The organism is Rhodanobacteraceae bacterium (assembly GCA_016713135.1).
Taxonomy (GTDB): domain Bacteria; phylum Pseudomonadota; class Gammaproteobacteria; order Xanthomonadales; family SZUA-5; genus JADKFD01.
Map to the genome: position 1 here is coordinate 315,746 of JADJPR010000023.1, position 24,121 is coordinate 339,866.

General features: G+C 66.0%; 20 protein-coding genes and 3 pseudogenes. 8 read left to right on the forward strand and 15 right to left on the reverse strand.

Annotated elements, in window-relative coordinates:
• Window positions 1–11 precede the first annotated feature (11 nt).
• The 6 genes and pseudogenes from IPK27_21245 (at window position 12) to IPK27_21270 (ending at window position 6,719) form a co-directional block, all read left to right on the forward strand.
• Window positions 12–1,871, forward strand: coding sequence for a M2 family metallopeptidase (locus IPK27_21245; protein MBK8070044.1), 1,860 nt, complete (start codon window positions 12–14; stop codon window positions 1,869–1,871).
• 22 nt (window positions 1,872–1,893) lie between these two features.
• Window positions 1,894–2,292, forward strand: a complete 399-nt coding sequence (locus IPK27_21250; GenBank protein ID MBK8070045.1) for a PilN domain-containing protein — start codon at window positions 1,894–1,896, stop codon at window positions 2,290–2,292.
• Between the two features lie 253 nt (window positions 2,293–2,545).
• A pseudogene (locus IPK27_21255) lies at window positions 2,546–2,875 on the forward strand (PHP domain-containing protein).
• A 108-nt stretch (window positions 2,876–2,983) separates the two neighbouring features.
• A pseudogene (gene dnaE / locus IPK27_21260) lies at window positions 2,984–5,188 on the forward strand (DNA polymerase III subunit alpha).
• Between the two features lie 387 nt (window positions 5,189–5,575).
• Window positions 5,576–6,055: a hypothetical protein gene (locus IPK27_21265; protein ID MBK8070046.1), complete on the forward strand. Its 480-nt coding sequence runs from the start codon at window positions 5,576–5,578 to the stop codon at window positions 6,053–6,055.
• A 262-nt stretch (window positions 6,056–6,317) separates the two neighbouring features.
• Window positions 6,318–6,719, forward strand: coding sequence for a bleomycin resistance family protein (locus tag IPK27_21270; GenBank protein ID MBK8070047.1), 402 nt, complete (start codon window positions 6,318–6,320; stop codon window positions 6,717–6,719).
• Window positions 6,720–6,734: 15 nt separating this feature from the next.
• On the opposite strand, the gene IPK27_21275 is transcribed toward IPK27_21270, so the two are convergent.
• Together IPK27_21275 and fdhD are read right to left on the reverse strand one after the other, a co-directional pair.
• Entirely contained in the window at window positions 6,735–8,159 is a 1,425-nt protein-coding gene (locus IPK27_21275; GenBank protein ID MBK8070048.1) for a hypothetical protein, read from the reverse strand.
• A gap of 112 nt (window positions 8,160–8,271) precedes the next feature.
• On the reverse strand, window positions 8,272–9,132 hold the full coding sequence (gene fdhD / locus IPK27_21280; GenBank protein ID MBK8070049.1) for a formate dehydrogenase accessory sulfurtransferase FdhD: 861 nt from the start codon (window positions 9,130–9,132) through the stop codon (window positions 8,272–8,274).
• A gap of 143 nt (window positions 9,133–9,275) precedes the next feature.
• Here fdhD and IPK27_21285 point away from each other — a divergent pair, with 143 nt between their 5' ends.
• Window positions 9,276–10,061 carry a DUF4200 domain-containing protein gene (locus tag IPK27_21285; protein MBK8070050.1) on the forward strand — a complete coding sequence of 262 codons (786 nt, stop codon included), beginning with the start codon at window positions 9,276–9,278 and terminating at the stop codon, window positions 10,059–10,061.
• A 17-nt stretch (window positions 10,062–10,078) separates the two neighbouring features.
• Here IPK27_21285 and IPK27_21290 read toward each other — a convergent pair whose 3' ends face one another.
• The 7 genes and pseudogenes from IPK27_21290 to ccoN form a co-directional block, all read right to left on the reverse strand.
• Window positions 10,079–10,309, reverse strand: a complete 231-nt coding sequence (locus tag IPK27_21290; protein ID MBK8070051.1) for a hypothetical protein — start codon at window positions 10,307–10,309, stop codon at window positions 10,079–10,081.
• A 123-nt stretch (window positions 10,310–10,432) separates the two neighbouring features.
• A complete protein-coding gene (locus tag IPK27_21295) occupies window positions 10,433–12,040 on the reverse strand; it encodes a 4Fe-4S binding protein (protein ID MBK8070052.1) in 1,608 nt (535 codons plus the stop codon).
• Between the two features lie 156 nt (window positions 12,041–12,196).
• Window positions 12,197–12,454, reverse strand: a complete 258-nt coding sequence (locus IPK27_21300) for a hypothetical protein (protein ID MBK8070053.1) — start codon at window positions 12,452–12,454, stop codon at window positions 12,197–12,199.
• Window positions 12,455–12,515: 61 nt separating this feature from the next.
• Window positions 12,516–13,427 (reverse strand): cytochrome-c oxidase, cbb3-type subunit III, encoded by a 912-nt coding sequence (gene ccoP / locus IPK27_21305; protein ID MBK8070054.1) that lies wholly within the window; start codon window positions 13,425–13,427, stop codon window positions 12,516–12,518.
• The gene (locus IPK27_21310) at window positions 13,424–13,573 is read right to left on the reverse strand and encodes a cbb3-type cytochrome c oxidase subunit 3 (GenBank protein MBK8070055.1); all 150 of its coding nucleotides are present in this window, start codon (window positions 13,571–13,573) and stop codon (window positions 13,424–13,426) included. The genes ccoP and IPK27_21310 overlap by 4 nt, the downstream gene beginning before the upstream one ends.
• On the reverse strand, window positions 13,570–14,256 hold the full coding sequence (gene ccoO, locus IPK27_21315) for a cytochrome-c oxidase, cbb3-type subunit II (protein ID MBK8070056.1): 687 nt from the start codon (window positions 14,254–14,256) through the stop codon (window positions 13,570–13,572). Before ccoO ends, IPK27_21310 begins: the two co-directional genes overlap by 4 nt.
• Before the next feature lie 10 nt (window positions 14,257–14,266).
• Window positions 14,267–15,684, reverse strand: a pseudogene (ccoN, locus tag IPK27_21320) (cytochrome-c oxidase, cbb3-type subunit I).
• A gap of 268 nt (window positions 15,685–15,952) precedes the next feature.
• Between ccoN and IPK27_21325 the strand changes: the two are divergent.
• Complete coding sequence (locus tag IPK27_21325; protein MBK8070057.1) at window positions 15,953–16,420, forward strand: hypothetical protein; 468 nt, start codon at window positions 15,953–15,955, stop codon at window positions 16,418–16,420.
• A gap of 112 nt (window positions 16,421–16,532) precedes the next feature.
• Here the strand turns inward: IPK27_21325 and IPK27_21330 are convergent, their stop codons facing one another.
• The 6 genes from IPK27_21330 to IPK27_21355 all read right to left on the reverse strand — a co-directional run bounded on the left by IPK27_21330 (window position 16,533) and on the right by IPK27_21355 (window position 24,074).
• Window positions 16,533–16,883: a PilZ domain-containing protein gene (locus tag IPK27_21330; GenBank protein ID MBK8070058.1), complete on the reverse strand. Its 351-nt coding sequence runs from the start codon at window positions 16,881–16,883 to the stop codon at window positions 16,533–16,535.
• A 481-nt stretch (window positions 16,884–17,364) separates the two neighbouring features.
• The gene (gene lysS, locus IPK27_21335) at window positions 17,365–18,885 is read right to left on the reverse strand and encodes a lysine--tRNA ligase (GenBank protein ID MBK8070059.1); all 1,521 of its coding nucleotides are present in this window, start codon (window positions 18,883–18,885) and stop codon (window positions 17,365–17,367) included.
• Between the two features lie 283 nt (window positions 18,886–19,168).
• Window positions 19,169–20,264 (reverse strand): peptide chain release factor 2 gene (gene prfB, locus IPK27_21340; GenBank protein ID MBK8070060.1). Its coding sequence is split into 2 segments (ribosomal slippage): window positions 19,169–20,191 and window positions 20,193–20,264, totalling 1,095 coding nucleotides; the frame shifts between segments, so codons are not numbered across the junction.
• A gap of 455 nt (window positions 20,265–20,719) precedes the next feature.
• Window positions 20,720–21,799 carry an IS630 family transposase gene (locus tag IPK27_21345; GenBank protein ID MBK8070061.1) on the reverse strand — a complete coding sequence of 360 codons (1,080 nt, stop codon included), beginning with the start codon at window positions 21,797–21,799 and terminating at the stop codon, window positions 20,720–20,722.
• A gap of 372 nt (window positions 21,800–22,171) precedes the next feature.
• Entirely contained in the window at window positions 22,172–23,908 is a 1,737-nt protein-coding gene (gene recJ, locus IPK27_21350; GenBank protein MBK8070062.1) for a single-stranded-DNA-specific exonuclease RecJ, read from the reverse strand.
• The gene (locus IPK27_21355; protein MBK8070063.1) at window positions 23,901–24,074 is read right to left on the reverse strand and encodes a hypothetical protein; all 174 of its coding nucleotides are present in this window, start codon (window positions 24,072–24,074) and stop codon (window positions 23,901–23,903) included. Before IPK27_21355 ends, recJ begins: the two co-directional genes overlap by 8 nt.
• Window positions 24,075–24,121 lie beyond the last annotated feature (47 nt).

The window sequence follows — 24,121 nt, forward strand, 5'->3', positions numbered from 1 at the left end:
GGGAGGCCCGCATGATCCCGTCGACTGCGCGCCTGCGCCGCGCCGCGCTGTTCCTCGCCCTGCCGGGCTGGCTCGCAGCACTCCCGGGATGCGCGCCCTCCACCTCGGCCGCGCCTGCCGATGCCGATACCAAGGCCGTGGCCGACGGCGCACGGGCGCTGGTCGCGCGGGTCAACGCGGAGGCGTACGAGCGCCAGCGCGAATCGAGCGCGGCCGGCTGGGTCGCGGCGACCTACATCAACGACGACTCGCAACTGCTGGCCGCGAAGAATCAGGAACGCGACCTGGCCTACCAGGCCGGGGTGCTCGCCGAGGCTCGTCGCTACACCGATGCCAAGCTGGATGCGGATACCCGCCGCGCGATCGACCTGATGCTGGGTGGCCAGACCGTACTGCCACCCGCGCGCGCCGCCGAACAAGCGGAGCTGACGCAGATCAGCACGAAACTGGAAGCGCACTACGGCTCCGCGAAGGCCTGCGGCGATCCGGCCAAGCCCGAAACCTGCCGCGACCTGATCGAACTGTCCCGCGTGCTGGCAGAGAGCCGCGATCCGGCCGCGCTGCGCCAGGCCTGGATCGATTGGCACGACACCGCCGCCAGCCAGCGCGCGGAGTTCCAGCGTTTCGCCGAGCTGATGAACGCCGGCGCGCGCGAGTACGGCTTCAAGGACACCGGCGACATGTGGCGCGCGGGCTACGACATGTCCGCCGAGGATTTCTCCCTCGGGACCGAGCGCCTGTGGAGCCAGGTGCAGCCGCTCTACACCCAGCTGCAGTGCTATGTGCGTACCCGCCTGAACCAGCACTACGGCGAGACCGAGGTACCGAAGACCGGGCCGATCCCGGGCCATGTGCTCGGCAACATGTGGCAACAGGACTGGTCCCAGATCTACCCGCTGGTGGAGCCCTACCCCGGCGTCGCCAGCCTGGACGTGACCGGCGGCCTCAAACGCGGCAACTACGACGCGACGAAGCTGACGCGTCAGGCGGAAGGCTTCTACACCTCGCTCGGGATGCCGGCGCTGCCGCAGAGCTTCTGGCAGAAGTCGATGCTGACCAAGCCGGCCGACCGCGAAGTGCAGTGCCACGCCAGCGCCTGGGACGTGGACATGCGTGGCGATGTGCGCATCAAGATGTGCATCGAGCCGGACGAGGACAGCCTGCGCACGATCTACCACGAACTCGGCCACGTCTATTACTACCTCGCCTACCACCCGCTGCCGCCGCTGTTCCAGACTGGCGCGCATGACGGCTTTCACGAGGCGATCGGTGATGCGGTGCTGCTCTCGCTGACCCCCAGCTACCTCGCGCGGATCGGCCTGATCGACGCACCAAAGCAGTCGGACGAGGCCTTGATCAATGCGCAGCTCAAGCTGGCGCTGGACAAGGTCGCCTTCCTGCCCTTCGGCAAGCTGATCGACCAGTGGCGCTGGGGCGTGTTCGATGGCTCGATCAAGCCCGAGCACTACAACGCGGCCTGGTGGGAACTGAAGCAGCGCTACCAGGGTGTCAAGCCGCCATTGGCGCGCGACGAGAGCGATTTCGACGCAGCTGCGAAGTACCACGTGCCCGCGAACACGCCGTACACCCGCTACTTCCTCGCCCATATCCTGCAATTCCAGTTGCACCGCGAGCTTTGCCGCAGCGCCGGCTTCGACGGCCCGCTGCATGCGTGCTCGATCTACGACAGCAAGGCTGCCGGCGAGAAGTTCTGGCGCATGCTCGGCCGCGGCGCCAGCCAACCCTGGCAGCAGACCATGCAGGAGTTCACCGGCAGCGAGCGGATGGACGCGAATGCGCTGATCGAGTACTTCCAGCCGCTGGCAACCTGGCTGGAAAAGCAGAACGAAGGCCAGCGCTGCGGCTGGTGACTGGCAAGGGCGGGAATCGAACATGCGCGCACTGTTGATGATCCCGTTGTTCCTGATGTCCGCCGCCGCCGCGAGCGATCAGGACACCGCCCGCGGCCTCCTCGAATCGCTGCTGCCCTCCGGCGTCAGCATCAGCGAGGTCAAGGCGGACCAATCGCAAGTGGAGTTCAGCGGCCGCGCCGCCAGCAACCAACTGCTGAGCAGCTACCTGCGAAGCCTGGATGCATCGCCGCACATGGAGCGCCCGGAACTGCTGGAAATCGCCGCCGATGGCAGCCGGTACCGTTACGCCATCCGGGTCACGCTGCTGTGCCTGATCAATGCCTCCTGCCCGGCACCGACCAAGCCCAAGCGCCAGAGCGTCTACAAGTGCACGGTGAACGGCGTCACCACTTTCCAGGCGACGCCCTGCGCGGAGTGAGCATGCCCGCCGGGCCGAAGGGCGCGGACGCGAGTCGTCGTAGGCTGGTGTAGCGCGCAGCGCTTCACCCGCAGAGCCGCCGGAGAGCTGATGCGCGGCACTCCGGCCTACGCAGCAGGCACCTTGAGCCGAGACGCGAGTCACCAGTTGGCCCGAGGTCTTCCCCTGCCCCCTGCCCCGCTCCTGCATCTCCCGCTGTTTCGCCTCACACACCTGTACATCCATACAGTTAGCGCTACCATGGCGACCAGCCATGGCCTACGCCGAACTCCATTGCCTGTCCAACTTCAGCTTCCAGCGCGGCGCATCGACCGCGCAGGAGCTGTTCGCGCGCGCGCGCCTGCACGGCTACCGGGCGCTGGCGATCACCGACGAGTGCTCGATGGCCGGGATCGTGCGCGCGCACGAGGCCGCCAATGAAGCCGGGATCCAGCTGATCGTCGGCAGCGAACTGCGCCTGGCCTGCGGCCTGAAACTGGTGCTGCTGGCCACCGACCACACGGGCTACACCGCGATCTGCCAGTTGATCACCCACGCGCGGCGCGCCGCCGAGAAGGGCGAGTACCGGCTGGAACGGGCGGATTTTCCGCCGGTGGTGGACGGGGTGGTGGCGTTGTGGGTAGTGGAGCGGGATATCGAGGGCACGAGGGCACGAGGGCACGAGGGCACGCAAGGCCTGCTCCCGGCAGGCATGGACTTCACCGCTGGAACTCGACCTGGCGAGCAAGCGCTTCCAACGTGCCCTCGTGCCCTCGTGCCTTCGTGCCCTCCCCCGCTCCTCGCCGACGCCGCCTGGCTGCGCAACCACTTCCCGGGCCGCGCGTGGATCGCGGTCGAGTTGCACGGGCATCCGGACGATGGCCCGCGGCTGGATTCCCTGCGCGCGCTGTCGTTGGCCGGCGGGCTGCCGCTGGTGGCAGCCGGGGATGTGCAGATGCACGCGCGCGGACGCCGCGCGCTGCACGACGTGCTGGCCGCGGTGCGCCACCACACCACGGTGCGCGAGGCTGGTTACCGCCTGCACCCGAATGCCGAGCGCCACCTGCGCCCGCTGGCCGCGCTGGGCCGCATCTACCCGCCGGAACTGCTCGACGAGACCCTGCACATCGCCGCCCTGTGCAATTTCTCGCTCAACGACCTCCAGTACCAGTACCCGCACGAGGTGGTCCCGGACGGCGAGACCGCCACCGTCCACCTGCGCCAGTTGACCGAAACGGGTGTGCGCGAGCGCTGGCCACGCGGCGAGCTGCCGGCAGTACGCGCACAGATCGAGCACGAACTGGCACTGATCGCGGAGCTGAAGTACGAGTCCTATTTCCTCACCGTGCACGACATCGTGCGCTTCGCGCGTGAACAGAAGATCCTGTGCCAGGGCCGCGGATCGGCGGCCAACTCGGCGGTCTGCTACGCACTCGGGATCACCGAGGTCGATCCGGCGCGCGGCAACCTGCTGTTCGAACGCTTCATCTCGCGCGAGCGCAACGAGCCGCCCGACATCGACGTCGATTTCGAGCACGAACGCCGCGAGGAGGTGATCCAGTACATCTACGCCAAGTACGGCCGCGAGCGCGCTGCGCTGACCGCCACCGTGGCCTGCTACCGCGCCAAGAGCGCGATCCGCGACGTCGGCAAGGCGCTCGGCCTGGCGCTCGACCAGGTGGATCAGATCGCCACCTCGCTGGCCTGGTGGGACGGCTTTTCCGCGATCGGCGAGCGGCTGGTCGAACGCGGCTTCGACCCGGCCAGTCCGCAGATCAGGAAATTGTTGAAGTTGGTTTCACAACTCCTTGGTTTTCCGAGACATCTCTCCCAGCACGTTGGCGGATTCGTGATCTCCGAACGGCCATTGCGCGAACTCGTGCCGGTGGAAAACGCGGCGATGCCCGAGCGCACCATCATCCAGTGGGACAAGGACGACCTCGACACCCTGGGACTGCTCAAGGTCGACTGCCTGGCGCTGGGGATGCTCAGTTGCATTCGGCGGTGTCTGGAGCTGGTGAATGGGTGGGTGGTGCGGGCGGGCGCTGGAGAGCGCGAAGGCACCGGGAAGGAGGGCACGAGGGCACGAGGGCAGGAGGGCACGAGAAAGGCGGAGGGTCAAAAGCCGGACGAGTCGGTATCGGCCGCTCCCGCGTGCCCTCGTGCCCTCGTGCCCTCGTGCCCTCCAGGCCCTGCTCCCCTCACCCTCGCCTCCATCCCCCCCGAAGACCCCGCCACCTACGCCCTGCTCCAGGCCGGCGACACAGTGGGCGTGTTCCAGGTCGAGTCGCGGGCGCAGATGGCGATGCTGCCGCGGCTCAAGCCGCGCTGTTTCTATGACCTGGTCATCGAGGTGGCGATCGTCCGGCCGGGGCCGATCCAGGGCAAGATGGTGCACCCGTACCTGCGCCGGCGGCAGGGGCTGGAGCCGGTCGAATATCCCTCCGAAGACCTGCGCCGGGTGTTCGAGCGCACCCTCGGCGTGCCGATCTTCCAGGAACAGGTGATGCAACTGGCGATCGTCGCCGCCGGGTTCACGCCGGGCGAGGCCGACCAGTTGCGCCGCTCGATGGCCGCGTGGAAGCGCCGCGGCGGCATGGAGCACTACCGCCAGCGGATCATCGAGGGCATGACCGAACGCGGCTACCAGGCCGGCTTCGCCGAGCAGGTGTTCGAGCAGATCAAGGGCTTCGGCTCCTACGGCTTCCCGGAATCGCACGCCGCCAGCTTTGCCCTGCTGGTCTATGCCTCGGCCTGGCTCAAGTGCCACTACCCGGCGGCCTTCGCCGCCGCCCTGCTCAACGCCCAGCCGCTTGGCTTCTACTCGGTCAGCCAGATCATCCAGGACGCCCGCCGCCACGGCGTGGACGTGCGTCCGGTGGATGTGCGGTTCAGTGAGTGGGAGGCGGGGCTGGAGGAGCGGGAAAAGGGAAAAGTGAAAAGTGAAAAGGGAAGAGCGCTTCGGGCTTTGGCGGGCGAGCACGCCGATCGACCGTCGCGGAGCCATGCAACGGCGAAAGCCCGCGCGATCGCCGCGACTACGCCCTCCCCTTTTCACTTTTCACTTTTCACTTTTCCTGCCTCCCTCCGCCTCGGCCTGCGCGAGATCCGCGGCCTGAACCAGGAGGCGGCGCTGCGGCTGGTGGTGGCGCGCGGGCGGGCACCGTTCCGCGATGTGCAGGACCTGGCCGACCGCGCGCAGCTCGACAGGGCGACGCTGGAGCGCCTGGGCGCCGCGGGCGCGCTGCGCGGGCTGGCGGGGCATCGCCACCGCGCGCAATGGGCGGTGACCGGGGTGGAGCGGATGCCGGATCTGTTCGACGGCGCGCGCATCGCCGACGACGCCGTGACCCTGCGCCCGCCCTCTGCCGCCGAGAACGTGCTGGCCGACTACGCCACCACCGGGCTGACGCTGGACGCGCATCCGCTGAAGCTGCTGCGCCCGCAGTTGCGCGCACGCCGGCTGCGCACGGTGGCGGAGGCGCAGGCGCTGGCGCACGGCACACCGGCGCGGGTGGCCGGGCTGGTCACGCTGCGCCAGCGGCCCGGCACCGCCTCGGGCGTGACCTTCGTGACCCTGGAGGACGAGACCGGCTGGCTCAACCTGATCGTCTGGCGCGACCTCGCCGAGCGCCAGCGCCGCGTGCTGCTCGAATCGAAGATGCTCGGGGTTGTCGGCGAGTTGCAGAAGGCCGAGGGCGTGGTGCATCTGCTGGCACATCGGCTGGAAAACCTGGACGCGCTGCTGTCCGGGCTGGACAGCCGCTCGCGCGACTTCCATTGAGGCAGTCCCGGCCGCCCTTGCCGGTGTGCCTGTTCATCGAACTGTTGCTTACCGGTGCCTGGTTTTTTGTCCGCAAAGGACGCAAAGGACGCAAAGAAGGCAAAAGCGTCGTCGGTTGCGCAGAATCCCCATGCCCCGCATCCGGCAATGAAATTGGCTCTCCTTTGCGTCCTTTGCGTTCTTTGCGGATAAATGTCTTTTTATTTCATCAGCATGGATCGCGTCCGGTGGGAGAATCGACGCAACACCCCCGGAGTAAACCATGCACGCCAAGGCCATCACCCCGATCCTCAATGTCTCCAACCTCGCCGAATCCTTCGAGTGGTTCGCGAAGCTCGGCTGGGGCAAGTGCTGGGACTGGGGCAGCCCGGCGAGTTTCGGCTCGGTGGGCTCGGGCGAGTGCGAGATCTTCCTGTGCCTGGACGGTCAGGGCGGCCGCGGCAAGGGCCAGAACACCTCGACCTTCGCCGGCGCGATGGACGATCGCCAGGATCGCGGTGTGTGGATGAGCGTCTGGGTGGACGATGTCGACACCATTCACCAACGCTGCCTGGAGCAGGGCCTGGAGGTCACCTGGCCGCCTACCGACATGCCTTGGGGCGTACGCGAGATGCACGTGCGCCACCCGGACGGTCACGTGCTGCGGATTTCGCGCAGCCGGTAACCTGACCACTGAGGTTCAAGGTGGCGCACCCGCCCACTCGGGACTCCACAGGAATGGGATCGAATACCGCACCCGGCCCGAGATAGCCTCATCGACCGGATGCTGCTCGCGCTCCGGCTGCGGCCGGTAGATCACTTCCAGGCGCTGTGGGCCTGGCGCCTGATTACGCAGGTCGACATACCCGGACAGGCCGCGGAACCCCAGGTCCGCGCGCTCGGCCGGAGCCGGAGCGACCAGGGCAACAACGCTGCCATTGAGGCGCACCTCCCACAGTTGCGAGAGGCACTCCGCCGTCGACCGCGCACGCGCACTCACCGTGGCATCGTCGACCCCGGTCACGCGGAGAAAGCCGCCCTCGTCGCGCTCGCGCGACGGACAGCGCTGAAGCACCACCGGGTCATCGCGAATCGGCAGGTAAGGCAGGAACAGCGGCAGCCAGGCACTCTCCACGACCGCCGAGGGAATCATCGGGACGACGCGCGCGCGATCGCGCTCCACCCGCTCGGATTCGTAGTGAACGCTGCGGTGTCCATCAGCGGTGTCGCGCGCATGCAGCAGCGCATGCGTGCCGAAACGATCGAACCCGAAGCTCGCCTGGAACTGGCGCAGCGCGAGCAGCGGCAAGATGACAATACTGCTGACGAACAGCACCAGGAACAGCCAGGGCCGGGTATTGGTTTGCAGCGTCAGCCGCAGCACGCCGGTCAGCCGCGGCGGGAAAAACAGCGTCACCACCAGTGCAAAACCGCGTGCCAGCCAGCGGAACCATCTCTGGCGTTGCAGCACGGGGAAGCGGCTCGCCAGCACCGCGTCCAGCAGCCACGATCCGATCACGCCGCCCAACAGGATGTTCACCATCCATCCGACGGCGATGTTGATGGCGCCGTTGGTGTCGCCACTGCGGTTGCCCACCCAGGCTCCCGCCATGAAGACGGCGGTGGCGAGCAGGCCCAGCCAGAACAGCACCAGCCCGCTCAGCGTGATCACGGCGAACAAGGCCGACGCGCGGCGGTCCGCTCGCTCGATGCTCGCATCCGGCCCCGGCAGACCCGATTGCAGGCGCTCGCGGCTCAAGGGACCGACGCCAACCGCACGTGTCCAGCGGATGCCGTCCGGGAATGCCGCCTTGAGTCCGATCAGTCCGACCCAGCACGCACGCAATCCCAGGTGCAATGCGAACAATCCGGCCATCACATAACAGGCCAGCACGGTCATCGGCAGCGCCATCGCCGTCGCGCTCAGCATCCACAACGGCAGCAGCGGATACAGCGACTCATAGCGCTCGATCAGCCACCCGGGCGCGCTGTACAGGGCAACCATCGCCAGGCCCGAAATCAGCAGTTCCAGTTCGTCCGTGCGCTCACGCAACTGATCGAAGCGCACACGGCCCGGGACCGCAACTGCGCCCGCGACGGGCGTGTCCTTCGCAACAGGCTCCATCCGGGCTCCGGTGACTGATCGTGACTTCGCGGGAGCATACGTGAGTGCGCGGCACGCGCCCGGAAGCCCATCTGCCTGACGGCCATCCGCAGCACGTCGACACCCCAGGGCGTCAGGCGACGCGCGCCGTGCCGGTATAGACGTTGAAACCGAGCGGATGCAGGAAGCCGACCAGCGTGATGCCGGCCGCCTGCGCCGTCTCGATGGCCAGGCTGGACGGCGCGCCGATCGCGGCGACGATGGACGCGCCTGCGCGCGCCGACTTCTGCAGCAATTCGAAACTCGCGCGGCCGGACAGCAGCACGATCCGGTCGCTCCATGGCAGCGCGCCATGCATCAGCGCGTGCCCGACCAGCTTGTCGAGCGCGTTGTGGCGGCCGACGTCCTCGCGCAGCGCCAGCAAAGTGCCGTCGAGGTCGAACAAGGCCACGCCGTGCAATCCGCCGGTTGCGGCGAAGTCCGCCTGGGCCGCGCGCAGCCGCGCCGGCAGGCCGCACAGGATCGATGTGGCGACCGGCCCCTCGCCCGCCACGCGCGCCGGTGGCGGCCCGATGGCCGCTTCCAGAGAGGTCTTGCCGCAGGCGCCGCAACTGGAACTCAGGGCCCCGGCACGCTGCAGTCGCTCCAGGCGCGGCGGCGCGCCCACCAGTTCCACCCGGAGGGCACGCAGGTTGCCGGCGCAGGCACGCACCGCCTCCACCTGGGCGGCGCTGTCGATAACCCCTTCCGCAAACAGGTATCCCAGCGCCAGTTCGTCATCGTGCCCGGGCGTGCGCATGGTTACCGACACACTGCGTGGCGCAGGTCCGAGGTCGCCATGCGCAATCCGGATCTCCAGCGGGTCTTCGACCGCCACTTGATCGGATACGACGGAGCGTGAGCTTCCCCGCAGGCGTTCGATGTCGACGGTATGGCGCGAGGATCGGGTCACGGAGGCGTGGTCGGTGCCTGACACACTCGATGCTAATCCCATCCTGCCTGCGCGGCGACCGTCCGCGCACCTGTCCGAATTCGGACACGGCACAAAGCTGCGACACGCAACGCATTGATCCAATAGTCGTTTCCGAGTGGCACGCCGGCTGCATGGGCGGCACCAAACCGCGCATGCACCGAACCATGAACACTCGATCCCCGGCTCCTTACGTCATCCTCGCAGCACTTGGATTGGTCATCCTGACCCTTGGCTGGGTATTTGTGTTCCCGCAGTGGGTCAGCGATATCTCGGCAGACGCAGTGGAAGCAGCGTACAGCGCACTCGAAGCGTTGTTCGCCGGGCTGGCCTTCCTTGGCTTGCTGTCAACGATCTGGATCCAGCGTCAGGAACTGCGGCTGCAGCGGATGGAACTGGCGCAGACGCGCGAGGAAATGCGCCGCCAGGCCGAAGCCCAGGAAAAGAGCGAGCGCGCGCTGCACGCGCAAGCCGAGGCGCTGCGCGAAGAAGCCGAACGCCAGGCGCGCGCCTACCTGCGCATCACGCTGATGCCCACCGGCAGCAGCAGTTGGGCGCTCGAGATCACCAATGCCGGACGCAGCCCGGCGGAGGACGTGCGGCTATCCGTGGACCGGCCGGTGTGGCTATGGGGCCGCGACGATGTGCTCAAACTGATGTCGCAGCTGCCGCTGTTCGCCAAGGGCGGGTTCTCGATCCCGCCCGGCTTCACCCTGACCTATGCGCTGCAGGACGGCCGCGTGCTGTCGCATGTGTTCGAGCGCGCGGTCGATCAGCCGACCCAGTTTGCAATCACGGCGCACTACCGCACGACCAACGGGCGCCAGATCGAGGAGACCAACCGCTTCAGCCTGGACCTGCTGGAGGAAACCAGCGCCGGCGACAAGGATTTCTGGACCCGCCAGGTGGTGCAGGCCCTGCGTGACCTCAAGCCGCGCGACGGAAGGGCCTGAGGGCTTCGGGCCTGGCGTCAGAGCGCTACGCCGATGGAACCCACGTCACCCTGGAGGCTGGCATCCTCGATCATGATCTCCTTGCCGGTTCCATCGGTCACGCGGTATCGGCAGACCAACGCCTGGCGACCCGTCGCGGCATCCACGACTTCCGGCTTGCAGACCACTTCGGGCCGGTCATTCGCCATCGCGGCGGTGGCGGCCGCGAAGGAAAGGGCGATGCAGAGGGTGCGGGTGAGCAGGTTCATTGGACGGGTCCTGTTTGGTGAGGTGGAGGTCCGCCGCGCGGATGCGCGGCGTCCTTGCCCCAGGACGCGCCGATCGACCGGAAACCGGCTCACCGAAGCCCGCTCCAACACGGTCAACAATTATCAAGGCGCAAAGAACCGGCTGTCCTCGTAGCGTTCCACCTTCGGATCGTCCACGGCCACGACATGCAGCCGGACCGGCACCATGCCCTTGAATGCTCCCGGTTCCGCTTCCAGCGTCAGCGGGAGGTTGCGGATGGTCCCGGCGTTCACGTCGAGCTCGGTGACACCCACGATGCGCACCCCCTCCGGCTCCACCAGCGTCACACGGAAGCTGCGCGGTTGCTCGGATTTGTTCATGACCTTGAGCTGGTAGCTGTTCTCGATCATCCCCTGCGCGCTCTCGCGGTACAGCTCGCCGCGGTCGCGGATCACGTCCACGATCAGCGGAATGCGCGTGGCCAGCGAATAGGCCAGCGCGGAAATGATCCCCAGCAGCACGAAGGCGTAGAACACCGTGCGCTTGCGGATGACCTTGGTCGGCTTGCCGTGCATCGCGTGGTCGGTGCTGTAGCGCACCAGACCGCGCGGGTATCCCACCTTGTCCATGACCTCGTCGCAGGCGTCGATGCACGCGGCACAACCGATGCATTCGTACTGCAAGCCATCGCGGATGTCGATGCCGGTCGGACAGACCAGCACGCAGGCCTTGCAGTCGATGCAATCGCCGAGGGCGCTGGCAGGGGGCTGCGCGACGGAAGCAGCGCCGGGACCCGGGACCCGGGACCCGGAACCCGGAGGCGCATCTGCCACGGCTTCCCGGGCATCACCTGCGATCTTCATGAGCGAGGCCAGCGGCCCCACACCTCGCGCCTCTCCTGCATCCTGTGCGTCGACCGGGTCCTGGGTCCCGGCTCCCAGGTCCCGCCCCTCGGACGCCCGCCGCTCCGCCACCGACTTCACCGCCCGCTTGCGCGCGCCGCGCGGCTCACCGCGGGCTTCGTCGTAGGTGATGATCAGGGTGTCCTTGTCGATCATTGCGCTCTGGAAGCGCGCATAGGGGCACATGTACTTGCATACCTGCTCGCGCAGCAGTCCGGCGTTGCCGTAGGTGGCCAGGCTGTAGAACAGGAACCAGAACCATTCCCAGCCGCCGAGGCTGAAACTCAGCAACTGGCCGCCGAGCTCGCGGATCGGGGTGAAGAAGCCGACGAAAGTGAAGCCGGTCCACAGCGCGAAAGTCACCCACAGGAACTGCTTGGTCGCCTTCAGCCGGATCTTGCGGGCGGTCCACGGCCCTTTGTCGAGGCGCATCTGGGCGTTGCGGTCGCCCTCGACCCAGCGCTCCATCCACAGGAAGACCTCGGTCCACACCGTTTGCGGGCAAGCGAATCCGCACCACAAGCGACCAGCGAGCGCAGTGAAGAAGAACAGGCTGAGCGCCGCGACAATCAGCAACGCGGCGAGATAGAAGAAGTCCTGCGGCCAGAACACCAGGCCCAGGATGTAGAATTTGCGCGCGGGCAGGTCGAACAGGACCATCTGGCGCCCATCCCAGTTGATCCACGGAAAGACGTAGTACATCCCGAGCAGCCAGAACACGGCCGCTGTACGCAGGCGCTGAAAACGCCCGCCGACCTCGCGTGGGTAGACCTTCTCGTGCGCGGCATACATGCCGCCGTCGTCATCGCCGATGACCTTGAGGGCTACCGGTAGGGGTTTGCCTTGCATCTCGCACTCTCAAAAAGCGTTGGACGCAAAGGACGCAAAGAAGAGCAAGCAAGGACGCAAAAGAAAGCGAATCGATGATTGGCTTTGTCTCTGCTTTCCTTGGCGTCCTTGCTTTCCCCTTTGCGTCCTTTGCGTCAAATGCTCTTCCCGGTTGCGTCACCGGCCACGGTGCGTGCGATCGATCTCCCCGCGCGGACGCAGCAGGATCCACGTGAACACGCTGCTGCTGAAAGTGCAGGCCCAGAACATGAAGAAGCCCAAGGTGTAGCCCCACTGTTGCGGGATGTCCACCTGCGGGAAAGTGATGGTGCCCAGTTCAGTGGGATCGACGAAGGCGAAGAACACCATCGTGGCCACGCAGGCGGCGAAGAAAGAGGGCCAGAGCACCGCTCCGACCCTCTGCACCAGCGGCACCGGAGCGAACGCACCCGCCTGGGAATCGAGGTTGGTTTCGCGTCCGTCGGTGCCTTGCATCTCAGTTGCCTTCTGTCTGCGCCACCGGCGCCTCGGAACGCAGACTGTACACGTAGCCGGCCACCATTCTCACGGCGTCCTCGCCGATCAGCGGTCCATGCGCAGGCATATGCCCTGCACGACCTTTGGTGAGCGACTCGGAGATCGCCGCTTCGCTGCTGCCATACAGCCAGGCACTGTCGGTCAGGTCGGGCGCGCCGAGCGCCGGATTGCCTTTGCCCTCCGGCCCATGGCAAGCCACGCAGATCGTGTCGTAACGCGCCTTGCCCGCTTCCGCCGCCGTCGCGTTGTGACCCAGCCCGGCCAGCGAGCGCACATAAGCGGTGACTTGCGGCGTGCCCTCGGCGCCAAGCACCGCAGCCCAACTGGGCATGGCGGCGACTCGACCGTTGAGGATCGTCTGCAGGATCTGCTCCGGCTCCCCGCCCCACTGCCAGCTGGCATCGGTCAGGTTGGGGAAACCCACGGCGCCGCGTGCGTCCGTGCCGTGGCAGGTGGCGCAGTTGTTGGCGAAGATATTGCGCCCGAGATTCACGGCTTCCGCATTGCCAGCGAGTTCGGCCACGCCCAGCGAAGCGAACTTCGCATAGGTCTGGCGCGCGATCTCATCGTACTTCTGCTGCTCGGCGCGCAACTCGCCCTCGCTGGTCCAGCCCAGCGTGCCGCTGACCGAGCCGAAGCCCGGATACAGTACCAAGTAGCCCGCGCTGAACACCGCCGTGCCGATGAACAGCCACAGCCACCAGCGCGGCAACGGGTTGTTGAACTCCTCGAGATCACCGTCCCAGGTGTGTCCGGTTGTTTCGCCTTCCTTCTTCTCCGGCTTCTTCGCGGTCATCGCCAGCAGCCACAGGCTGCCGACCACCGTGATCACCGTCAGTGCAATGACGTAAATGCTCCAGGCGCCACTCATGGCTGCCCCTCCTTCTCATCGATCGGCATGCGCGCGATGGCGTCAAAATCGCGCTCGCGCTTGAAGCCGTAGGTCCATACGACGATGCCGATGAAAATGCCCATCAGCAGTGCGGTGATGCTGCCCAGCACGGTCCCGAGGCTCATGAGCCGCTCTCCTCGCCGGTCCTGGCAGGTTCCTCAACCGCAGCGGTGGCATCCGCCGGCGCCGCAGCGCGCTGCAATTTCGGCGCATACCGGCCGAGCGACTGCAGGTAGGCGATGGTCGCGTCCATCTCGGTCTTGCCGGCGACTGCCGCCGCTGCGCCATTGATATCGTCATCGGTGTACGGCGTGCCGAGCGTGCGCAGTGCGCGCATCTTCGCCGCCAGGTCGTCCGCATCGATGATGCTGTCGTGCAGCCAGGGGAAGCCCGGCATGTTGGACTCGGGAACCACGTCGCGCGGGTTGTTCAGGTGCACCCGGTGCCAGTCGTCGCTGTAGCGGCCGCCCACGCGGGCCAGATCTGGCCCGGTGCGCTTGGAACCCCACAGGAAGGGGTGGTCCCACACCGATTCGGCGGCAATCGAATGGTGACCGTAGCGTGCGGTCTCCGAGCGCAGCGCGCGAACCATCTGCGAGTGGCAGTTGTAGCAGCCCTCGCGCACATAGACCTCGCGCCCCGCCAGTTCCAACGCGGTGATCGGCTTCATTTCCGGAAGCGGTTGCACCACCTGCGCCTGGAACATCAACGGGACGATCTGCGCGAGGCCGCCGAAACTGACGACCACGGCGATCCAGATGCCCATGCGGAAGATGTTCTTTTCGAACTTCTCGTGATTGAGACTCATGCAATTCTCCTCAAGCGTGCGCAGGGGCGACGACAGCGACGGGCGCGGTATCGCGCGCCATCTGCGACGTCTTCCACATGTTCCACAGCATGATGAACATGCCGCTCAGCACCAGCGAGCCGCCGAGGAAGCGCACGTAGTAGTACGGGTAGGTCATCTTCAGCGACTCGACGAAGGTGTAGGCGAGCGTGCCGTCGGCATTGGTCGCGCGCCACATCAAGCCCTGCATGACGCCGGCGATCCACATCGATGCGATGTAAAGCACCACGCCGATGGTCATCACCCAGAAATGGGCTTCGATCGCCTTGGTCGAATACATGCCCGGCAGCTTGAGCAGGCGCGGATACAGGCTGTAGACGCAGCCGATGGTGATCATCGCCACCCAGCCGAGTGCGCCGGAATGCACGTGTCCGACGGTCCAGTCGGTGTAGTGGCTGAGCGCGTTGACCGTCTTGATCGACATCATCGGGCCTTCGAAGGTACTCATGCCGTAGAAGGACAGCGAGACGATCATGAAGCGCAGGATCGGGTCGGTCCTGAGCTTATGCCAGGCACCCGAGAGGGTCATCATGCCGTTGATCATGCCGCCCCAGCTGGGTGCCAGCAGGATCAGCGAGAACACCATGCCCAGCGACTGCGCCCAGTCCGGCAGCGCGGTGTAGTGCAGGTGATGCGGGCCGGCCACATGTAGATCGCGATCAGCGCCCAGAAGTGCACGATCGACAGGCGATACGAGTAGACCGGGCGCCCGGCCTGCTTGGGCACGAAGTAATACATCATGCCGAGGAAGCCGGCGGTCAGGAAGAAGCCCACCGCGTTGTGGCCGTACCACCACTGCACCATCGCATCCACCGCACCCGAGTAGATGACGTAGGACTTGGTCATCGAAACCGGCAGCGAGAGGTTGTTGACGATGTGCAGGATGGCGATGGTGATGATGTACGCGGCGAAGAACCAGTTCGCCACGTAGATGTGCTGCACTTTGCGCTTGGCGATGGTGCCGAAGAACACCACGCCGTAAGCAACCCACACCAGAGTGATCAAAATGTCGATCGGCCATTCGGTCTCGGCGTATTCCTTGCTCTGCGTGATGCCGAGCGGATAGGTGATGGCTACTGCGACGATCACCAGTTGCCAGCCCCAGAAGGTGAACGCCGCCAGCGCATCGCTGAACAGGCGCGCGTGGCAAGTCCGCTGGACAATGTAGTAGCTGGTCGCGAACAAGCCCGAGCCGCCGAACGCGAAGATCACCGCGTTGGTGTGCAACGGACGCAAGCGACCATAGCTCAGCCAGGCGATGTCAAAGTTGAGCCAGGGCCACGCCAGCTGAGCGGCGATCAACACGCCAACCAGCATTCCGACGATGCCCCAGATCACGGTCATGACGGTGAATTGCTTCACCACCTTGTCATTGTAAGTTTCGACCATGAGGGTCCTCCGAAGACCTAAGGATTAGGTTCGCCGCGATTTTTCAGGTATCTCGCCCGCGACAATTTGACGCAGGTCAATCGATGCGGCCGATCGGACTTCTACCAATGTAGTATTCCGGCCTCTGGTGTGCCGGTCGTCTGCTGGTTTGACGCCATGCGTCGGCGCGGCATGCCCGCGACCCGGGCAGAGTAGGATGATCGTAACCCTTGGAAACCGCCACACGATCGGTGGCGATGGTCCTGCGCCTGCTGAATCAGGGAACACCATGACTGAGGTCGCCAAAGACGCCACGCCCACCGAACCACCGGAGATCCACCGCGCCGACCCGGGCGAACAGAAGCGCACGCTCGTGCTCGTGCTGTTCGTGGCTCTGTCTGGCGCAGCGCTGATCCTGGGTGTGCAGCAGGAGCTCGACACTATCCGCACCCAGGTTGCGTCCGGCGCGGCCGAACTGACGACCGCCCGCTTCCTCTGGCTCGCCCGCGGATCCTTCCTTCTGCTGGCGCTGACTGGCCTGGTGCTGGGCGTACTGATCGCGCGCGGGGCGCTGGCAGTGATCCGCGAGCAGCGCTACCCGCACCTGGCTGCCCGGCTGTTGCGCGACCATCGGGTGATTCGCGGCAGGAAGGCCGTGCTCTACGGCAAATTGGGCGTGCTGCTTGCCGCCTGCATCACGGTCGCCGGATGCGTGGGCGCGTGGATGGGTTGGCGGTTGTTGGCGCTGTTCAAATGAAACGACGGGCGCCGGCCGGACGGATTGCGTTCTCGCACCCTTCGCAATGGGGGCGGCCGCGCAGCGATCCTGCAAGGCGGTCCGGAAGCCAAGATCTCGCTGTTCGCCCCGTTCAGTCGCTCCAGATCTCGAGGCTGTCTGCGTAGCCGCCGAGGAGATTCCACAGCGGAGCTTCCTTGTCCGCCGGGATCTGCGAGAAGGCAAACCCGACTTCGTCGTCGGTCACCCGCGCAACCCGCGCCTCGACATGGATGTTGAGCTCGTCGCCGAAGAGCATGTCGAGCACGAAACGATCCCCACGCTGGCCGATCCAGTCGACCGGACGCCGCACCATGACACCGGTTGCGGAGATGTCCATCAGGTCCGACGTCCACGACTCGTCGCCGCGCATCATCAGGACAGCCGAGTTGATCGGCATGCGCCGATGCCGCTTGCCGATCTTGGGCACTTCTGCCGGAATCATGGGTTCATCCCCCCGCCGTCGCGCGGCAGTTCTAACGAAGCGGTCATACGAAATCAAGGAGTCGTTCGCGGCCAGGGATTTCAAACTTTCCTCCGGTACGGCAAAGACGTACCACCGGTCGCTCGCCCGGCAAGGCAAACGTCGCATACGGCTGACGTTTTGCCAATGGGCTGCGTGGCGATTTGTTGGCTGGAGCACGAGGTTGACGCTCGCGGCCGACCACTCCGCGAGCGCCTCCTCCCCGAATCTGGCGCCCGCAGGCGCCATCGTGGAATGTGATGCAATTCGCATTCCAGAGCGGGGATCACGCAGAACTTGTTTACTGCAGCGACCAATTGGCGCACCAACCGCCTTGCTGGCGTTCTGCCGGGGCATTCAATGCGGTCATCACCGGCGCGGAAGATGCCAACTGGACGGCAGCCGCGATCGCCGCGGCCGCCATCCGTACGTGCAGGTCAGAAGCTGACGCGCAGCGTCGCTGTCAACCCGCGTCCGGTCGCATGTACGGGAACAAGAGCACGTCGCGGATCGAGGCCGAGTCGGTGAACAGCATCACCAGCCGGTCGATGCCGATGCCCTCGCCCGCCGTCGGCGGCAGGCCGTATTCCAGCGCGCGGATGTAGTCGGCGTCGAAGTGCATGGCCTCGGCGTCGCCGGCGTCCTTGGCGGCGACTTGCGCCTGGAAACGCTCGGCCTGGTCTTCCGGGTCGTTCAGCTCGGAAAAGCCGTTGGCCAGTTCCCGGGTGACGATGAACAGTTCGAAGCGGTCGGTGATGTCAGGATCCGCATCATTGCGCCGCGACAGCGGCGAGACCTCGGCTGGGTACTCGGTGATGAAGGTGGGCTGCACCAGCTGGTCCTCGACCGTCGCCTCGAAGATCTCGGTCAGCAGCCGGCCCCAGCCCCAGTCCGCCTTGGTCGGGATGCGCAAGCGCTTGCAGTGCGCGCGCAGTTTGTCCGCGTCGCGGCAGTCGCCACGGCTGATCTCCGGATTGCGCTGGAGCACGGCGTCGGTCAACGGCAGGCGGGTGAAGGCCGGGCCGAAGTCGATCACCTGACCCTGGTAGCTGACCTGGGTGTTGCCGGTCAGGTCCAGCGCCAGTTCGCGCAGCAGGCGCTCGGTGAGATCCATCAGGTCGCGGTAATCCGCGTAGGCCCAGTAGAACTCGAGCATCGTGAACTCGGGGTTGTGCCGGGTAGACACGCCCTCGTTGCGGAAATTGCGGTTGATCTCGTACACGCGCTCGATGCCGCCGACCACCAGGCGCTTCAGGTACAGCTCCGGCGCGACGCGCAGGTAGAGCTTCATGTCCAGCGCGTTGTGGTGGGTAACGAAGGGTCGCGCCGTTGCCCCGCCGGGGATGTAATGCATCATCGGCGTCTCCACCTCGAGGAAGCCGTATTCCGGCCGTTCGAGGAAGTCGCGGATGAAACGCACGATGCGCGAGCGGGTGCGGAAGGCGCCGCGCACCTCGTCGTTGACGATCAGGTCGACATAGCGCTGGCGATAGCGCGCCTCGGTGTCCGACAGCCCGTGCCATTTGTCGGGCAGCGGACGCAGGGACTTGGTCAACAGCCGCAGGGATTCCGCGCGCACCGACAGTTCGCCGGTCTTGGTGCGCATCAGCACCCCGGCCGCGCCGACGATGTCGCCGATATCCCAGCCCTTGAAGGCGTCGTAGGTGTCGCCGAGAGAGGCCGCCTGCAGGAACAGCTGGATCGTGCCCGACTGGTCCTTGATGGTGACGAAGCTGGCCTTGCCCATGATGCGCTTGGCCATGATGCGGCCTGCCACCTGCACGCGCCGGCCCAGGGCGTCGAGTGCCTCGCCGGTCCAGCGTTCGCGGTCGGCGTATTCCTGCTGCAGCGCATCCGCCAGCGCGTCGATGCGGAAATCGTTGGGGAAGGCAATGCCACCCGCGCGCAAGGCCGCGAGCTTGGCGCGGCGCTCGGCGATGATGTGGTTCTCGTCGCTGGAGACGGGCGTGGTCGACTCGGTCATTCCTTGACACTCCGATGAGTTCGCAAGTTGAACAGGCTGGTTAAACCGACTGTTTAAACGCGGAGCCGCAGAGGACGCGGAGAGAAGCTTGGCAAGCTTTGTCTGCTGCAGTGGAGCCTTTGCTCTGGCCGGAGTGGGTCACACAAGAAGGGGGACCCAAACCGGGATCATTCTTGCGCCGATGTAACTTCCACCGAGCTTTCTTTTCTTCCTGCTTCTTTCTCTGCTTCCTGCTTTTCTCCGCGCCCTCCGCGTCTCCGCGTTTATCCGCTGGAACGAAGCCTCACAGCCCCTGCTTCAGGCTGGCTTCCACGTAGTCGTCGAGGTCGCCGTCGAGCACGGTCTGGGTGTCGCGGCGCTCCACTCCAGTACGCAGGTCCTTGATCCGCGCATCGTCGAGCACATAACTGCGGATCTGGTGGCCCCAGCCGATGTCGCTCTTGGTCGCCTCGAGCTTGTCCTTCTCGGCGTTGCGCTTCTGTATCTCGATCTCGTACAGCTTGGCCTTCAGCATCTTCATCGCGCGGTCGCGGTTGGCATGCTGGCTGCGCTCGGTCTGGCAGGCCACCACCATGCCGGTCGGCACGTGGGTGATGCGCACCGCCGACTCGGTCTTGTTGACGTGCTGGCCGCCGGCGCCGGACGAGCGGTAGACGTCGGTCTTCAGGTCGGCCGGGTTGATCTCGATCTCGACGTTGTCGTCCACCTCAGGCGCGCAGAAGACCGACGCAAAGCTGGTGTGGCGCCGCTTGTTCGAATCGAATGGCGAAATGCGTACCAGCCGATGCACCCCGATCTCGGTGCGCAGCCAGCCGAAGGCGTAATCGCCCTCGACGCGCAACGAGGCGCTCTTGATCCCGGCCACATCGCCCGCGCTGACTTCCAGCAGCTCGGTGTTGAAGCCCTTGCGTTCGCACCAGCGCAGGTACATGCGCAGCAGCATTTCGGCCCAGTCCTGGGCCTCCGTGCCGCCGGCACCGGCCTGGATGTCGACGTAGGCCGGATTGCCGTCCATCGGGTTGGAAAACATGCGCTGGAATTCCATCCGCGCGATGCGCTCGTCGATGGCGGCGACGTCTTTCTCCAGCGTCGCCAGCGAACCCGCGTCGTCCTCAGCGACAATCATTTCCAGCAAGTCCACCGAGTCGGCGATGCCTTGGGTCAGCTCGGTCAGGTTCTTGACCGTGGCCTCCAGGCGCGCCCGCTCGCGACCCAGCTCCTGGGCACGTTCGGGCTTGTTCCACACGTCGGGGTCTTCGAGTTCGCGGCTTACTTCGTCGAGCCGGTCTTTCTTGTTGTCGAAGTCAAAGAAACCCCCTCAGCGCATCGACGCGCTGGCGCAGGTCGGCGAGCTTCGCCGAGAGCGCATTTGTTTCCATGGTGGCCGGATCCGGAAAATTGGACCGCGGATGGTAGCGCAATGGACTGGAGAGGTGGACCAGGCGTTGTGGGTCGGGTCGGTTGTTGGTGGTTCCTGGCAGCGAAAGGCTCGCAAGCCGGGGGACTGTGGGAACCGACGCTGTTGGCGATCCTTCCCGCGCCCGCCGGAAAGAGTCGTGGCTGAAGCCGCTCTCGCCGAAAATTATTTAAGCCCATGAAATACAAAACATTTTTCCGCAAAGGACGCAAAGTAGAGCCAATCCATAGGCGGATGCGGGCGCGTGGGGACCCAAGACGCTCTTGCCTTCTTAGCGTCCTTTGCGTCCTTTGCGGACAAAAAAAGGCACCGGTCCGCGACAGTTCGATGCGCGAACAAGCGCACCGCCAGGGGCGACCGGAACTCCCACATGAGCCGCTCCCCTAGTGTGGTGTTCCGTAATTAAGCATAAATAAGTCACGCCAGTCTCGCGGCCGCACGACCGACGGCATCGATGATCTGGTCGGCGCTCTTGTGCCACACAAATGGCTTGGGGTCCTCGTTGTGGCGCGCCAGGTAGGCGCGAATCGACTGCTCCAGATCCTTCACGCTGGTGTGGGCGCCGCGCTTGATCCACTTCTCGCTCAGCGTGGAGAAGAACCGCTCTACCAGATTCAGCCAGGACGCGGACGTCGGCGTGAAGTGGACGTGGTAGCGCGGACGTGCAGCGAACCATGCGCGCACGGCATCGGTCTTGTGGGTGCCATAGTTGTCCATGATGAGATGCACGTCGTGGTCGGCAGGCACCGCGGCGTCGATGACCCCGAGGAATTGCAGGAACTCGGCACTGCGATGGCGTCGCTTGAGCTGGCTGATGACTTTTCCCGTGGCGACGTCCAGCGCCGCGAACAGTGAGGTGGTTCCGTGGCGCTTGTAGTCGTGCGTTCGTGTCGCCGGCTTGCCGAACGTCAACGGCAGTCCGGGCTGCGTTCGATCCAGCGCCTGGATCTGACTCTTCTCGTCCACACAGAGGACCAACGCGCGATCCGGTGGAGTCAGGTATAGCCCGACGACATCGCGCACCTTGTCGACGAAGTGCGGATCCGTCGACAGCTTGAAGGTGTCCTGCAGGTGTGGCTTGAGGACGAATGCACGCCAGATTCGATGCACCGAAGTCGCCGAAACTCCGGTCGCCTCGCTCATCTGGCGCACGCTCCAATGCGTTGAATTCTCGGGCTTTGTCTGGCGGACGCGATCGATCACCTCCTGCACCTGCTCATCGCTCAAGCGACGACCGCGGCCTGCGCGCGGGGCGTCCCCCAATCCCGCCAGCCGGAACGCCTCAAAGCGCCGCCGCCACTTGGAGATGGTCTGCGCCGTCGTCTTCATCCGCTCGGCGATGACTCTGCTCGACTCACCACCGGCCAAAGCCAGGATGATCCTGATCCGAAACTTTTCGTCCGTAGCACCCTTGCGCGAATTGAGCCGGGACCGCAACTCGGTCCGCTCCTCGTCGCTCAGTTGCAAACCCAGAGGCGGGCGACCATTCCTGGCCATTGGTAGATCCTAAGTCGATGATGAAGCATAGACTGCGGATCAGTGACTTAGTTCAACTTAATTACGGAACACCACACTAGCGTGGTGTTCCGTAATTACCTTGAATTATTTCCGCGCCCTTTGCGCCGATGCGGCGTTGCTCGTCGTCGCCATAGCCCTGCTATGACCTCCGGTTCCGGCCCGCAACCAGTTGCGGGCGTTCAATCCGGCGCGCGGCATGCCGCGCAAGCCGCCGGCTTTCACCCTCCTCTCGCCTTGCCTCGCCGCAAAATTCATCGGAAATTTCTTCAACTTAATTACGGAACACCACACTAGGCCCACCGCGCGAGCACTTGCCACTCACGGCGCCAGGATCGGGGCCCTGGCTCCCCGCTACACGGCAAACCCGTGCCGCACCTGCAGCCCGGCGCTTTCCGTGCCCTGCCATCGCTCCACCACCAGCTGGTAGAGCAGGCGCAGGCGCGGCGGGGTGTCGTCGAGCAGCGCCGGCGGCGCGGAGAACCAGATCGCATCCACCGGGGTCGAGCTGCCGGCGCGCAGGCGCAGCTTGAGGTGCTTTTCCTTCAGCACCCGGCGGCTGACGACGCTGAACTCGTTGTCGAACAGCGGCTCCGGGAAGGCCTGGCCGAAGGGGCCGGCGGCCTCGATCGCGCGGGCCAGATCGAGGCCGAATTCGTGCGCCGCGAGCGGGCCGTCGGTCCAGATCGTGCGCGTCAGCTGCTCGTCGGTCAGCAGCGACGCCGCAACCACCTCGAAGGCCTGCGCCAGGCGGGACAGATGGGCACTGGCGGTGGTCAGACCGGCTGCCATCGCGTGTCCGCCGAAGCGGGTCATCAACCCCGGATGCAATCGATCGAGGTCCACCAGCGCGTCGCGCAGGTGGAAGCCGCTGATCGAGCGCCCGGAGCCGCGCCACTCGTCGCTGCCCTGCTCCACCGGCGCCAGCGCCAGCGTGGGCCGGTGCAGGCGCTCGGCGAGCCGGCTGGCCACCAGGCCGACGACGCCGGCATGCCAACCGGGATCGGCCACCACCAGCGCAGGCGGCAGTTCGCCGGCGCGCTCGGTCAGCAGGCGCTCGACGATCGCGCCCGCCTCGCGCTCCATGTCGGCCTGGAGGCTGCGCCGCTCGCGATTGAGCTCGGACAGTTGCGCCGCCAGTTCACGGCTCTCATCCACATCGTCGGACACCAGGCAGCGAATGCCGAGGGTCATGTCGTCGAGACGTCCAGCGGCGTTCAAGCGTGGGCCGATATGGAAGCCGAGGTCACTGGCAACCATCCGTGCCGGTTCACGCCCGGCGTTCTCGATCAGCGCCGCAAGCCCGGAGCCGGCACGCCCGGCGCGGATCCGGCGCAGGCCCTCATTGACCAGGATGCGGTTGGTGCGATCGAGCGGCACCAGGTCCGCGACCGTGCCGAGTGCGACCAGGTCGAGCAAGGACGCCAGTTGTACCGAAGGCATCTGCCCGGTGCGCCGGGCGATCTCGGCGCGCAGCGCAGCCAGCAGGTGAAACACGACACCCACCCCGGCCAGCGCAGCGAGCGCATGACCGGAAACCAGGTTCGGATTGACAATTGCCAGCGCCGCAGGCAATTGCGGCCCCGGCAGGTGATGGTCGGTGACCAGCACGTCGATACCGGCGGCCACCGCGCGCTCTACGCCCGCCAGGCTGGAGGTCCCCTGGTCGACCGTCAAAAGTACCTGCGGCCGCAGCGGTGCGAGTTCGTCGACCAGCCCTGGCGACAGACCGTAGCCATGGCGCTGGCGATCCGGCACCGCAAAGCAGACGTCGCGCGCGCCCAGCGCGCGCAGTCCGCGCACCGCCACCGCGGTGCCGGTGGCGCCATCCGCATCGAAATCGCCGACCACCAGAATGCGCTCGCCCCGCCCGATGGCATCCGCCAGCCGCGCGGCGGCCGTATCCAGGTCACGCAGGCCCTGAGGCGGCGCCAGACCCGAGAGCTTGAGGTCGACTTCGACCGGCGAGCGCACACCGCGCGCAGCAAGCACCCGTGCGATGCGCCGCGATACCCGGGATTCGAGATCCGTCGCGCAGGCAGGCACATCGCGCTGTCGCACCGCGAGTGAAATACCGGCTGTGCTATTCACCGATGTCGATCAGCCTGTCGCTGCGCAGGCGCGCCGAACCGCGGGATCGAGGCGACAGCCGGAGTCCAGCGCGGTGGCTGGCGACGTCGCCGGTCAGGCGGATTCGTCCAATCGCGCCGAGCTTGCCAACGTCTGCGCGCCACGGCCAGCCACCAGCAACGGGCACCAGAAAAGCGGTCGCAACGCGAGGTGCAGCCCAGTGTGCACATCGCG